Here is a 13,426-nt window from a genome sequence, read left to right on the forward strand (position 1 = left end):
TGACCCTTAGTTAGTGAGCCTGAGGCTCAAATAGTTAAAATAGTGCTTCCATCTCTTCAGCGCGCGCGACCGCCGCTTGCATGGCTTTGGCTACTATATCTGAAAGTTGGTGTTCATTGAATGTGCGCAGCGCCTCTGCGGTTGTTCCACCTTTAGAGGTGACATTCTCTCTTAGTGTGGACAGCTCGGTTTCTGGGTTGTTCACCACCATACTGGCCGCGCCAAGTGCTGATTGTTGAACCAACAAACGCGCAGTTTCTTTATCGAAGCCTTGCGTGATGGCCTCGGTTTGCATCGCTTCCATAAACAGGAAGAAATAGGCTGGCGCACTGCCTGCGGCGGCAATGATGTTGTTGATACCAGATTCTCGCTCAACCCAGCAGATCTTTCCACATGATTCCATCAGCTGAGCTGCAAACACTCTGTCTTGCTCAGAAACATGCTTCGGTGCAAACAAGCCGCTCATGCCCAAGCCTAACTGCGAAGGTGTATTAGGCATCACTCGAACCAAGTTGAGCTCACTGTTTAGCATTTCATTGAAGCGCGCACTTTGAATACCCGCGGCAATCGAGATAACCAATTTGCCTGACCAATCTAGCTGTTGGAGAGGCTTGCATACCTCTTCCATCATTTGTGGCTTCACAGACAACACAACCACATCGGCTTCTTGTACGGCGTCGCTATTATTGTTGGTGGTATTAATACCAAACTCTTGCTCTAGCGGCAGGCGTCTTGTTTCTGAAGGTGCAGTCGCCGTAATCAAAGATGAAGGATACCCACCTGCAATTAATCCAGAAACAATGGCTTTGACCATGTTGCCCGCGCCAATGAAGGCAATTTTCTTGTGTTCCATTGGTTATCTTGTCCTTCTGTTTGTTTACGACTTGCTGTAGTCACGTGCGCCGAAAATGGCGGTCCCGATACGAACCATAGTGCTTCCCGCTTCGATGGCCGCTTCCATATCGCCGCTCATTCCCATCGATAGAGTATCAAGCTGCTCATCTGGAAAACGCTTTGCCAGCGCATCTTTTAACTCGGCCAATTGCTTAAATGCTGACAGCTGTGATGCGTAGTCAGACACGTTGGCAGGAATTGACATCAATCCTCTTAACGTGAGGTTGGGCAGCGAAGAAATCAACTCTGCCAGAGCAAAGATTTCATTTTCATTCAGGCCAGATTTTGAAGCTTCACCACTGGTGTTGACTTGCATTAGGACTTGAAGCGGAGGCATGCCTGCTGGACGTTGGTCATTGAGGCGCTGAGCTATCTTGGCGCGGTCAACCGTATGTACCCAAGCAAAGTTCTCTGCCACGTGACGAGACTTGTTGGATTGGATCGGACCAATGAAATGCCACTCAAGCTCAAGTTCTGGATGGTGTTCGTTAAAATATGCTACTTTATCGGCCCCTTCTTGCACGTAGTTTTCACCAAATGCAACTTGGCCTGCGTGGGCAGCTTCGAGAATTGCGTCTACAGGTTTCGTTTTACTCACCGCCAGAAGTTGCACTGACTCTCGAGGTCGTCCACACTTTTGTTGTGCGCTCTCAATCTGTGAGGTGATCTGTTCAATATTTTGTTGAATACTGTTCATAGCCGATTTTACTTAAGGAAAATAAATGGATATCGCTGAATTACTGGATTTTAGTGTAAAGCATAATGCATCAGATCTACATCTTTCTGCGGGTGTTTCACCCATGGTACGTATAGATGGAGAAGTAAGAAAGCTTGGTGTTCCTGCTTTTAGTCATTCTGATGTGCACCGTTTGATTTTTGAGATCATGAACGATGCTCAGCGAAGTGAGTTTGAAGAGCGGCTTGAAGTCGATTTTTCATTTGAGTTACCTAACGTCGGTCGATTCCGTGTCAACGCGTTCAACCAGTCTCGCGGTAGCTCTGCGGTGTTTCGTACCATTCCAACCGATATTCCAACCTTAGAGCAATTGGAAGCGCCGCAAATTTTCGAAAAGATCGCCAATATGGAGAAGGGCTTGGTCTTGGTTACTGGACCAACCGGCTCGGGTAAGTCGACAACGCTTGCTGCCATGGTAGATCACATTAACCGCCACCAGAATAAACACATCCTTACCATCGAAGATCCTATCGAATTTGTTCACACCAACAACAAGTGCCTGATAAACCAACGCGAAGTGCACCGTGATACCCACAGCTTTAGTAATGCGCTGCGTAGTGCGTTGCGTGAAGATCCCGATGTCATTTTGGTGGGTGAGCTGCGTGACCAAGAGACGATCAGCTTGGCGCTGACAGCGGCGGAAACAGGCCATTTAGTGTTTGGTACGCTGCATACCAGTAGTGCCGCTAAGACCATTGACCGTATTATCGATGTGTTCCCTGGTAGCGATAAAGACATGGTGCGATCCATGTTGTCGGAGTCACTGCGTGCTGTTATCGCGCAGAAACTGCTGAAGCGGATTGGTGGAGGGCGCACCGCCTGCCATGAGATCATGATGGCGACTCCAGCGATTCGAAACTTGGTTCGTGAAGACAAAGTGGCACAGATGTATTCAGTGATCCAAACAGGTGCAGCGCACGGCATGCAGACTATGGAGCAGCACGCCAAGCAGTTGATTGCTCAAGGTCAGGTGGATCCTGATGAAGTGGCGAAGAAGATCGAAACTGAATCCAATAGTTTGTTCTGATGGGTGAGAATATGGATATTAATGCTTACCTTCAGGGAATGAACAGCCAAAAGTCGTCGGATCTATACATTACCGTAGGCGCTCCGATCCTTTATCGAGTAGACGGGGAACTGCGTGCGCATGGTGAGAAGCTGTCGCTGAATGATGTGGATATGCTACTCAGAAGTATGATGGATCAAGATCGGCAGCGAGAATTCCATTCAAGCAAAGAGGCGAACTTTGCGATTGTAAGAGACTTTGGGCGTTATCGGGTTTCGGCGTTCTATCAACGAGAATTGCCCGGCGCGGTGATCCGCCGCATTGAAACTACGATTCCTAGCTTTGCAGATTTGCGCTTGCCTGATGTGCTGCAAGATCTGTCGATCGCCAAGCGAGGGCTCGTGTTGGTCGTCGGTGCTACAGGGTCGGGGAAATCCACCACCATGGCGGCAATGACGGGCTATCGAAATACCCACCGAACTGGTCATATTCTTACCGTGGAAGATCCGATCGAGTTTGTGCATGAGCATAAGCGTTGTATCGTCACTCAGCGTGAGGTAGGGCTAGATACTGAAAGCTATGAAGTCGCGCTTAAAAACTCGCTGCGCCAAGCGCCGGATATGATCTTAATTGGTGAAATTCGTTCTCGTGAAACCATGGAATACGCGATGACGTTTGCTGAAACGGGTCACCTGTGTATGGCGACGCTCCACGCGAATAACGCAAACCAAGCGCTTGAGCGTATCTTGCATTTGGTGCCAAAAGAGCAAAAAGAGCAGTTCTTGTTTGATTTGTCGATGAACCTACGCGGCGTGATAGGCCAACAGTTGATTCGTGACAAGAATGGTCAAGGGCGTCACGGTGTATTTGAAATACTACTCAATAGCCCACGCGTGTCAGACCTGATTCGCCGAGGTGAGCTGCATGAGTTGAAATCGACCATGGCTAAGTCAAAAGAAATAGGCATGCAGACCTTTGACCAAGCTTTATATCAGTTGGTTATCGATGGAAAAATCAATGAAAAAGATGCTTTGCACAGTGCGGACTCCGCGAATGACTTGCGCATTATGCTAAAAACAAGGCGAGGTGACGGCTTCGCTGGTGGCTCTTTGAGTAATGTGAAAATTGATATGGATTGAACCATGCCCTGCTAGTCTGCAGGGCATTTTTTTACTGGCTAGATTTTCTCTTTCGATTTATCTGAGCAGCAGCCATCACAACCATTTCCACAACTGGCTTTTTTTCTCACCAAGCGAACGTAAAGATAGACAATGGCGATTGCCACAACCGCGATTAACCCAAGTGTATCCAAGACGGTATAGTTTTGTTCGAACATGCTATTTCTCAACAACTTTTATAGGAATAGGTTGCCCCTGTTTTTTCTGCTGCTTTCTATCGTGTAGACCGACCAGCAGCAAAGAGAGTAAGGCTGAAAAGTAGGTGAGTGACATCACTTGGATTCCACTTAGAGCAAAGCGGGTACCGATCGTATAAACAAGCGTTGCAACAGTAAAACCGAGCAAGGTAGGTAATACGATGGAGAGGAGCATCCATTTATACTCTCCCGTCTGCACTTTTATCATCATTACGGTGGCGAGACAGGGTGGGTACAAAATGAAGAACAAGATCAGCGCAACAGCAGCGACTTCGCCGTGATCGGCAAGTTCATCTGATTGGGCCATCCGCTGCTCCAGTTTTTGGTTATTGTCTTCTTCGGGTTGAAATAGCACGCCGAGTGTCGCCACACTGCTTTCGCGAGCGGCAAACGAAGAAAATAGCGCAACGTTGATCTTCCAATCAAACCCTGCATATCGGGTGACCGGTTCCAAAGCTCGGCCAAAACTACCTAACAGTGAAGCTTCAAGGCGCCTCTCTTTCATTTCTCGGCGAATTTTCTTTCTTTCCGAAGCCAATTTTCTTAATGCTTTGTTGAGTTTAGCGGCATCTTTTCCTCCCTTTCTCGCAGTAATGGCGAAGTAAAGTTCATTGCGAGATTGGAAAGCGGTGTTCACTGATTGAGATGCGTCAGCGCCTTTCGCATTCAGTTTTGCTGCGCGGTAATCCGTATAGAAGTTTACGAGGTCTGTTAACGACTGTTCATCAAATGAGTCGGCATACTGAGTTTTTTGCGCTGCTTTTTGAAAGCGAGCGACAGCTTTTTCTGCTCGGGCTTGGAACGCTTGTTGTTCTTGCTCTGGAACGCCGGGAAATTGCAGCAAGACGAAAATGACCGTAGAGACCGCAAGCACAATGGTGCCCACTTTGCGTACGTACATCCAGGTTCTCTCTAGAGAACGAGTCACCACACTGCGTGCCGTTGGCAGGTTGTAGCGCGGTAGTTCCATGACAAAAGGGGCTTGCTCGGTACGGCGCAAGACAGATTGGGTTAACAGCTTTGCCACAAGTAGCGCCGCGATGATTGAAATTGTCGAAATGTAAAATGTCATCAAAGACTTGTCTTCAACAAAGAAAATACCCAGAAGCAGGGTGTACAGAGGGACTTTCGCTAAACAGTTCATATACGGCACCGTTAGGATCGTCGCAATGCGAGCGCGATTGTCTGGAATCCCTTTGGTTGCCATGACGCCCGGTACGGCGCATCCTCCGGCAAAAACGCCTGCGAGAATCATCGGCAATGTACTTTGTCCATGTAAGCCAAAGCGATTGAGTACCCGATCTGAAATAAATGCGATCCTTGCCATGTAGCCTGAATCTTCAATGATCGCGATAAGCGCAAACAGAATCAGAAAAATGGGGATATAGTTGAGTAGCGTGTTGGCTGAGTCGACAATCCATAGGCCGAGCGATCGAACGTAAGGATCGTGGAGAAAACCCGCGTCGGGTAAGACCCCGGCAATGAGCTCTCTAAGCCCTGCGAGATAAGGCCACCAGTAGTTGGTTAGCTCGTATCCATAGACAATGGAGCTTTGATAGATGACAAATACGGTCGCGATAAGAAACAGCGGCGCGCCAAATTTATTGAGGACAACCTTGTCAATTTTATCGCTCACAGAGAGTTTTTCGATTTGGCGCTGAGATTGACTGCTGCACGCTTCAACAAGCATCGAGACACGCAGGTGTCGCTGCGCAACAATGTAATCACTGACTGTGCTGCTTAACCTTGTTTCAATGCCGTTTAAATAGAGCTCGACTTTGGCACTCAACTGCTGAGCTTGCTTGTCAGACAGCAACTCACCTAGCCATTCATCGATATGACTATCGCGTTCTAACAGTCGCAGTGCAAGCCAGCGGAACGAGTAGCTTTGCGGCGCAATCGCGCTATCGAGCCACTCGGTGAGTGAAGAAAGCTCGGGCTCTAATTGCGGATAATCGATTGGCGCTTGCTGCTTTTTAGCATTGAGCAGAGCAGCGTTGATCTGATCTTCACCTTTTCCTTTCCTGCCAATACATTCTGCGACAGGCACACCGATTTTCTGACTCAACGCACTCGAGTCGATAGCGATACCTTCTGACTGAGCAACGTCCATCATGTTAAGTACCAAGGCGATTGGCAGACCCATTTCAATCAGTTGTATTGTGAGGTGCAAAGAGCGGTTGAGGTTGGCGGCATCGACTACGTTGAGAACCACGTCAGCCGACTCTTGCCTAAGGGCATCGCGAGCAACCCTTTCCTCCAGCGAATAGCAGCTCAAACTGTATGTACCGGGTAAATCGATGAGTTGGTAGGCGTCGCCGGCTACCGAGAAATAGCCTGTTTTTTTGTCTACAGTAACGCCTGGGTAGTTAGCAACATGCTGTCTTGCTCCCGTCAGCATATTAAAAATCGTCGACTTGCCCGCGTTTTGTTGGCCTGCCAGTAGTACTTTTTTCCGTTGCATAACGATTTCCTTACGACAACGTTACGAGTTGCACGATAACGGTCTCGGCTTCTGTTTTTCTGATCACGACGCTGGTTGCGCCCACTCTAAACTCGAAAGGATCACGCAGCGGCGCTTTGCGAATCAGCTTGATTTGAGACTGTGGAATGAGCCCTAAATCAAGCAGGCGTTGGCGAACGGCTCCGTTCGATTGATGAGAAACAATCGTTGCGCTTTGTCCAATGGATAGCTGGCTTAAGGTAGTTTGCATGTAATAACAGTGAGTAGTTTTTCCTTTCGAGATTGTAAACAATGCGCCGAAAATTAATTAAACAATAACCATTGTATAAATGATTTATATCAATGAAGATGTATTTAATAATCATTCTCACTTTCATTTATTGAGTTCAGTCGTTAATCTCTCGGCATAAAATTGGGATTCATTCTCAATATCTTTTTAAAAATGCTAGAAATGGACGAAAGAATGAAACAAAAAACTCTGCTCTTACTAATGAGTGCAGTGCTTCCTAGTGCAGCACTGGCTCACACCCCGTTATTTTCATGTTATGACTTCGGCGACAATACCATTTTGTGTGAAGGTGGCTTTTCCGATGGCTCTTCAGCATCCGGCGTAGAAGTGTTGGTAACTGATGGCTCGGGCAAGACGTTAATTACCAGTGAAATTAACGAAGATGGTGAAATTGAATTTGAGAAACCTGCAGGTGAGTACAAAGTTCAGTTCAATGCTGGGCCGGGACATTCCATAGAAGTTGATGGCAAGAATATTGTTGAATAACCAAAGAAATTTAGGATGAAAAAATGAAAAAGTTATCTCTAGCGGTTGGTGTGGCTGCACTCTCTTTGTCGGCCGCTTCTCAGGCTCACTTCCTATTAATGCATACGCCAACTTCTCAGCTTGACGCTCCAACGACCGTGGACATGAAGGTTGTGTTTGGCCACCCGATGGACAACGGCCATGTGATGGACATTGAAAAGCCAGAGGCCCTAACGGTTACATTCAAAGGCAAGAAAACGGATCTGTTGGATACGTTGCAACCTATTGAGTGGACTGGCCCTGACAACAAGGCGAAGGCGTTTAAGTTAGAGTATAAAATCCGTCGCAACGGTGATTACATTTTTGCCGCAACACCAGCGCCTTATTATGAAGGCGGTGAGGACATCTACATTCAACAAATCACCAAGCGTTACATCAATAAAGGTGGACTGCCAACTGGGTGGGAGAAGCCACTGGGTTTGAAGACGGAAATTGTGCCGAAGAACAAGCCTTATCAAGTGCTTGCTGGTAGTACATTCACTGGCCAGCTTCTCTCTGAAGGTAAGCCAGCGGCAGGTGTAGAGTGTGAGATTGAATTTCTAAACACTGACATTGATAGTAAAGCGAATGCTTTTGGTAAAGGTACGCATCGCAGCACGCCTGCGTCTGCGATTGTTGCCATCACGGATGACAATGGCATGTTTACTTTCGGTGTGCCAACAGCAGGCAAGTGGGGATTTGCGTGCCTAGGGTCAGGTCCTGATAAAGAGTTTAAAGGCAAAGAGCTATCGCAAGACGCCGTGCTTTGGATTGAAGCGCAAGACTTATAAACGCTATTCGATCAAAAAAGCTGGCGCTTAATCGCCAGCTTTTTTCGTTTAGTTTCTGCGATGGGAGAGCTTATTCACCCCATTGCGCTTCAAACCAACTTTCCAGAATTACAACGGCGGATTGGCAATCCACATTGCCCTTGCTTAGCGCCTTGTATCCTCCCATGTTGAAGAGGTCTGCTCGCGCTTCGGTGGTTGAGAGTCTCTCATCATGCAATTCGACAGGTAAGCCATAGCGACCGTGCAGTCGGTTGGCAAACTTTTTCGCCCGAGGTGTGATGGTTTCTAAGTCGCGACCATGGAGGTCGGTCGGTAAACCAACAACCAATAAATCGGGTTGCCACTCTTTGATTAATTTTTCGATGTCATCCCAATTAGGGATTCCGTCATTGGCTTTAAATGCACGAAGAGGAGAGGCGGTACCCGTGACCTCTTGGCCAATCGCACTACCAATGCTTTTGGTACCAAAGTCAAAGGACATGATAGTTCTAGACATGAGAATCCTGTTTTTAGTCTTTATTGCCGATTACGCGTGGCCAATCTCACTTGAGAGCTGAGCAACGTTAATGCCCAACATTTGCACGGCTTTTTGCCAACGCTCAGCAATGGGCGTGTTAAAAATGACGTCTGGGTCCGCTTCGATGGTCAGCCATGAGTTGTCTGAGAGTTCACTTTCAAGCTGGCCAGGCTCCCAGCCGGAATAGCCCAATGCCACCAAGTATTCGTTTGGTTCTGCTTCGGTGCCTAGCACGGTGAGAATATCTCGCGAGGTGGTGACAGAAATGCTGTCTGTCATCTGAATACTCGACTCATACTCATCTTTGGGCTGGTGCAAGATGAAGCCTCGATCGCTTGAGACGGGCCCACCTTTTAAGACGGGTTTGTCGAGGCTGTCGGTGAACAGCTGCGGATGAACCGATTGGACATCCACTTGTTTGAGCATTTTGCCGACGGTGACGTCGATTGGAGCATTAATCATTAGACCCATGGCGCCCTCATCATTGTGTTCGCACACGTAGATGACGCTGCGCTCAAAGTAGGGATCTTTCATCCCGGGCATCGCCACTAAAAAATGGTTAGTTAAATTCATAGACACTCCAACAGATTATTAGGGGCAGAGGTTCCGCCCCCTTGTTATTATTTGTTGATGCGGCGTTCAATCGCATCCATAAGCTTGCCTGTGATCGAAACATCAAATGCAGCCTCGATTTCACGAATGCACGTTGGGCTTGTTACGTTAATTTCAGTTAGCTTGTCGCCGATGACATCCAAACCAACAAAAATCAGTCCTTTTTCCTTAAGTGTAGGCGCTACAGCTTCAGCGATCTTTTTATCTGTTTCACTTAATGGTCTTGCTTCACCAGTCCCGCCAGCGGCTAAGTTGCCGCGGGTTTCACCTTTAGCTGGAATACGAGCTAAGCAGTAACCAATCGGCTCACCATCGACCACTAGGATGCGCTTGTCACCATTGCTGATGTCTGGGACGAAGGTTTGCGCCATTGCGTAGTTTTGACCGTGGTTGGTCAGGGTTTCAATGATCACTGAAACGTTTGGATCACCCTCTTTCACGCGGAAGATAGATGCGCCACCCATGCCATCAAGTGGCTTAAGGATCACATCTCCATGCTTTTCACGGAACTGTTTAATCTTCTCGGCTTTGCGCGTTACGATGGTGGTCGGGGTAAGTTCTGGGAACCAAGCAGTGAACAGCTTCTCGTTGCAATCACGTAGGCTTTGCGGCTTGTTTACAATCAGAGTGCCTTGCTCTTCAGCGCGCTCTAGGATGTAAGTCGCGTAGATGTATTCGGTATCAAACGGAGGATCCTTACGCATCAGAACGGCATCAAGCTCAGACAGTTCAATGGTTTGCTCCGATTTAAACTCATACCAACCCGTTGGATCTTCTTTTAGTTCAACCACTTTGGTATCAGCAACCGCAACACCTTGGTCTAGGTGTAAGTCGTTCATCTCCATGTAGTGGATTTCGTAGCCGCGGCGCTGCGCTTCAAGCATCATGGCAAAGCTAGAGTCTTTTTTGATGTTAATGGACGAGATAGGGTCCATTACGATACCTAATTTGATCATTGTTGTTCTCCGTTTAACCAAGATCGCCGAAACGAACTTGCAAGGCTGTAATTGCAGTGAGAGCCGCTGTTTCCGTGCGCAGTACGCGTGGGCCAAGCAGTGTCTCTTCAAATTTATACTCTTCTGTCATGCCGATTTCTTCCGCTGACAAGCCACCTTCTGGACCAATCAATAGACGAACCTTCTCTACCGGTGTTGGCAGGGTATTGATAGAGTATTTTGCACGTGGATGAAGGTTGAGCTTTAAGCCGTCATAGTCTTCGGCGCACCACTCTTCAAGCTGCATGATTGGGCGGATTTCTGGAACGGTATTACGACCACATTGCTCACAGGCACTGATAGCGATTTTCTGCCATTGCGCGAGCTTCTTTTCGAAGCGCTTTTGATCCAGTTTCACACCACAGCGCTCTGAAATCAGAGGAGTAATGGTATTTACACCAAGCTCAACCGATTTTTGGATGGTGAATTCCATCTTGTCACCACGTGAGATAACCTGACCTAGGTGCAAATCAAGCGGTGATTCCGCGCTGCGTTCAATGCGTTCGGTGACATCCACTTCGACGTGTTTTTTTGTCACACTTGAAATGGTTGCTGGAAATTCAGCACCACTGCCATCAAACAGCAGGACATCTTGCCCCTCTTTCATTCGCAATACACGGCCAATGTGGCCGGCAGCGTCGTCACTCAACATGAGAGTGCCTAGCTGTGAGATGGTTTCTGGATGATAGATTCGTGGGATTCGCATTGGTTTCGATTTCCAGCAAGAGATTTAGAGATAACCTCTAACATGGATGCTTTTAAGGGAAAAAACAAGGGGCGCAAAGCGTTTCCAGCTAAGAACTGGAAACTCTTTGTTGGTTGAAGGATAGATAACTTAAAGGGCTTGGCACGCTTGATAAACAAACGGGTTGTGATTGCCCTGAATTTTGAAAATTCGCTCTTCTCGCTCACATTCCCATGAATCAACCGGAAACTGCTTGTTCCATGCATTCATCAGTTGGGTTTGCTGTTTAGATAGCCTAAATCCATACTCTTTGCTCATATAAAGGTACGTACGCGCGATAGAGCCTTTTGCTCGATCGGGTGGCATCACTTTGCGCTGCTTAAAGTTGACCTGCATTTCACAGCGGCCATAGCTGACGCCGTCGAGGCCATTCCACTGGCTAAAGTTATAGTTGGAGCGATCGCCATTCACTTCACCAATCGCAGGAGTCAGGTTGTGAAGATCGGCTTCCATCATGCGGAAGGTTTTATCTTTCTTCGCGCAGTTTTTGCGTCCACCCTCTTGCCAACATTGACGCTGGTGGCCAAATTGCCACGCAGGGACCACATGTTCCCATTCGATACGTGACGCGCGTTTGAGCTGTTTTCGAACTTGGTAGCCACAAGATTCTAAATCAGGGATACCTTTTCTTCCTTGCCACTGAATATCACAACCACAATAAAAACTGGTTGGGTGATCGGCGTATATTTTGACCGCCTCTTTCTTTGCTTTCGAGAAAGAAGAAGGTGGAGCGGCGACTGCCACAGATGACAGGAGCGCAATGGTGAATGCAAGCAAGCGTTGTGTTTTCATATCTTGGTATTAGAAAAGTATGAGTGCTTACAGTCTAGCACGCATTGCTGGCTTGTATTACTGAGAAAACAATTAACTAGGAGAGTTGTTTACCACTGAAAGCGAGTGTTTGTTGGCACTGCTGACAGCGGTAACTGGCTTGCTTTCGCTGTACTTTATTGTGTCGGCGAATCGACAAAGGGTAGGTGGTACAGGCACAAAGGTACTCAAAGGTCTTCCCTTGCACTGAAGTGATTTCAAAGCTGTGCGTCGTTTTTGCAGGGACCTTAAATACGGCTTCCATCACCCCTTGCCACTCTTTACCGTGTGGTCTTACTCGGCCATAGACTTGGAAGGTAACAAGGTGGGCCACTTCATGGGGGATCACCTCGTTTAAGAAGGCTTGCTGGTTCTCTTTAAACAGAGTTGGATTGAGGCGGATTTCATTGAGCTGTAGATAAGCTTTACCCGCTGCTTTACCGCGCAGCTTAAAGCTAAGCTGGGGAACAGAAAATGAGCGTTGGAAAGCCTGTGAAGCCGCTTGAATGCACTCGGTCATCACTCTCTTTGCACGATACTCTAGCTCTAAGTTCAACGTCGACCCCAATAAAAACGCCCCTACAGTGAGGGGCGAATCATATACTGGTTTAGCGTTTTGTGCGACTTATGGGTGGTGCTTTTTCTTGATGACTTCATGGTAGGCGTGCCAAGTACCGTAACCAAGAATAGGCATAGTAAATAACATTCCGATGCCGTAGGTAGCAAAACCAACCAAGATACCGCCACAAATCAGTGCAGCCCAAACAATCATTGCTGGAATGTTTGATTTAACTGCGTTGAAGCTTGAGAAGACGGCAGTCATCATATCTACTCGACGTTCCATCATCAGCGGAATTGAAAATGCAGAGATGCTGAACACGACACAAGCGAGGATAAAGCCAACTAGCGAGCCTATCACGAGGAAAGGCATAAATTCGGTGAGCGGAGCACCTTGCACGGAAGGGTATAAGGCGTGAAGCAACGCAGCGATGCGCATCCAGAAAATCATACATACTGCCAGCAAGACCGCGAATGCCCATTGAGAGGTCGAATTGCGTCCGATCGCTTTCATTGAGTGAAGCAGGCTGGCGCTGTGTCCTTTCTCTCTTTCCCAACTCGCATCGTATAGACCGAGAGCGAGGAAAGGGCCGATTAGCATGTAAACAACGAGGCTAGGCATCACGACGAGGTGAGTTCCTTGCCATTGAACGAGCAATACAATACCAATCGCGGCGGCCATAAAGCATAAACCGTAGAATGCGCTGATAAGAGGCATTCTGATAAAGTCGTGTAAGCCCAACGAGAGCCAATGAAATGGCGCTGAAACGCTTACCTGATTACACGGAATGGTGCGAGCATATTCCGCGTCTGGGACTTCTTTATGTTTCTCTTTGAAGTCGTGTGGATTCACCGTACGAGGCATACATCCTCCTTGATCGATTCTCTGTTCTCACTGGGCGGTTTGGCAGCCCGAATGTGTTGGAAACTCGATGCCCGGATCGTTGACTTCTTGGTTGGGGCAAGAGTTTATCTTGTGTTACGAGATGAAATTCAATATAGACTCATCCCATTAACATAATTTTAACTATTGACCCGATGGCAAAAAAATACAACTTTCATCGTTACTTTTATCGGTAAAGAAAAAGGGCTTTTGGTGTCCCAAAAGCCCTTTTAAATTCGATTATGTC

General features: G+C 47.6%; 16 protein-coding genes. 4 read left to right on the forward strand and 12 right to left on the reverse strand.

The window, feature by feature from the left end; translation table 11 throughout:
• Positions 1–34: 34 nt before the first annotated feature.
• Positions 35–853: a pyrroline-5-carboxylate reductase gene (gene proC / locus ACUALS_RS02025; protein ID WP_454448750.1), complete on the reverse strand. Its 819-nt coding sequence runs from the start codon at positions 851–853 to the stop codon at positions 35–37.
• A gap of 24 nt (positions 854–877) precedes the next feature.
• Complete coding sequence (locus ACUALS_RS02030) at positions 878–1,591, reverse strand: YggS family pyridoxal phosphate-dependent enzyme (RefSeq protein WP_038191417.1); 714 nt, start codon at positions 1,589–1,591, stop codon at positions 878–880.
• A gap of 25 nt (positions 1,592–1,616) precedes the next feature.
• Between ACUALS_RS02030 and ACUALS_RS02035 the strand changes: the two genes are divergently transcribed.
• Together ACUALS_RS02035 and ACUALS_RS02040 are read left to right on the forward strand one after the other, a co-directional pair.
• Positions 1,617–2,657 (forward strand): type IV pilus twitching motility protein PilT, encoded by a 1,041-nt coding sequence (locus tag ACUALS_RS02035; protein ID WP_005475129.1) that lies wholly within the window; start codon positions 1,617–1,619, stop codon positions 2,655–2,657.
• An 11-nt stretch (positions 2,658–2,668) separates the two neighbouring features.
• On the forward strand, positions 2,669–3,775 hold the full coding sequence (locus ACUALS_RS02040; RefSeq protein WP_454448751.1) for a PilT/PilU family type 4a pilus ATPase: 1,107 nt from the start codon (positions 2,669–2,671) through the stop codon (positions 3,773–3,775).
• Between the two features lie 38 nt (positions 3,776–3,813).
• On the opposite strand, the gene ACUALS_RS02045 is transcribed toward ACUALS_RS02040, so the two are convergent.
• From ACUALS_RS02045 to ACUALS_RS02055, 3 genes are read right to left on the reverse strand one after another with little or no spacing between them, the layout of a single operon-like run.
• Positions 3,814–3,972 carry a FeoB-associated Cys-rich membrane protein gene (locus ACUALS_RS02045; RefSeq protein ID WP_454448752.1) on the reverse strand — a complete coding sequence of 53 codons (159 nt, stop codon included), beginning with the start codon at positions 3,970–3,972 and terminating at the stop codon, positions 3,814–3,816.
• Between the two features lies 1 nt (position 3,973).
• Positions 3,974–6,475, reverse strand: coding sequence for a ferrous iron transport protein B (gene feoB, locus ACUALS_RS02050; protein WP_454448753.1), 2,502 nt, complete (start codon positions 6,473–6,475; stop codon positions 3,974–3,976).
• A 10-nt stretch (positions 6,476–6,485) separates the two neighbouring features.
• Positions 6,486–6,725 (reverse strand): FeoA family protein, encoded by a 240-nt coding sequence (locus ACUALS_RS02055; protein ID WP_005475125.1) that lies wholly within the window; start codon positions 6,723–6,725, stop codon positions 6,486–6,488.
• Positions 6,726–6,938: 213 nt separating this feature from the next.
• On the opposite strand from ACUALS_RS02055, the gene ACUALS_RS02060 reads away from it, so the two are divergent.
• Together ACUALS_RS02060 and ACUALS_RS02065 are read left to right on the forward strand one after the other, a co-directional pair.
• Complete coding sequence (locus tag ACUALS_RS02060; RefSeq protein WP_043887285.1) at positions 6,939–7,250, forward strand: hypothetical protein; 312 nt, start codon at positions 6,939–6,941, stop codon at positions 7,248–7,250.
• A gap of 23 nt (positions 7,251–7,273) precedes the next feature.
• Positions 7,274–8,059 (forward strand): DUF4198 domain-containing protein, encoded by a 786-nt coding sequence (locus tag ACUALS_RS02065; protein ID WP_005475221.1) that lies wholly within the window; start codon positions 7,274–7,276, stop codon positions 8,057–8,059.
• Between the two features lie 70 nt (positions 8,060–8,129).
• Here the strand turns inward: ACUALS_RS02065 and ruvX are convergent, their stop codons facing one another.
• The 7 genes from ruvX to ACUALS_RS02100 form a co-directional block, all read right to left on the reverse strand.
• A complete protein-coding gene (ruvX, locus tag ACUALS_RS02070) occupies positions 8,130–8,555 on the reverse strand; it encodes a Holliday junction resolvase RuvX (protein WP_038137825.1) in 426 nt (141 codons plus the stop codon).
• Between the two features lie 30 nt (positions 8,556–8,585).
• Positions 8,586–9,149: a YqgE/AlgH family protein gene (locus ACUALS_RS02075; protein ID WP_038137822.1), complete on the reverse strand. Its 564-nt coding sequence runs from the start codon at positions 9,147–9,149 to the stop codon at positions 8,586–8,588.
• 47 nt (positions 9,150–9,196) lie between these two features.
• A complete protein-coding gene (gene gshB / locus ACUALS_RS02080; RefSeq protein WP_454448754.1) occupies positions 9,197–10,144 on the reverse strand; it encodes a glutathione synthase in 948 nt (315 codons plus the stop codon).
• 13 nt (positions 10,145–10,157) lie between these two features.
• Complete coding sequence (gene rsmE, locus ACUALS_RS02085; RefSeq protein WP_038191409.1) at positions 10,158–10,889, reverse strand: 16S rRNA (uracil(1498)-N(3))-methyltransferase; 732 nt, start codon at positions 10,887–10,889, stop codon at positions 10,158–10,160.
• Positions 10,890–11,018: 129 nt separating this feature from the next.
• Positions 11,019–11,720: a deoxyribonuclease I gene (gene endA / locus ACUALS_RS02090; RefSeq protein WP_454448755.1), complete on the reverse strand. Its 702-nt coding sequence runs from the start codon at positions 11,718–11,720 to the stop codon at positions 11,019–11,021.
• A 76-nt stretch (positions 11,721–11,796) separates the two neighbouring features.
• Positions 11,797–12,294, reverse strand: a complete 498-nt coding sequence (locus tag ACUALS_RS02095; RefSeq protein WP_454448756.1) for a SprT family zinc-dependent metalloprotease — start codon at positions 12,292–12,294, stop codon at positions 11,797–11,799.
• 69 nt (positions 12,295–12,363) lie between these two features.
• The gene (locus ACUALS_RS02100) at positions 12,364–13,161 is read right to left on the reverse strand and encodes a DUF2189 domain-containing protein (RefSeq protein WP_454448757.1); all 798 of its coding nucleotides are present in this window, start codon (positions 13,159–13,161) and stop codon (positions 12,364–12,366) included.
• Positions 13,162–13,426 lie beyond the last annotated feature (265 nt).

The sequence above is a fragment of the Vibrio sp. NH-7 genome (assembly GCF_053643215.1).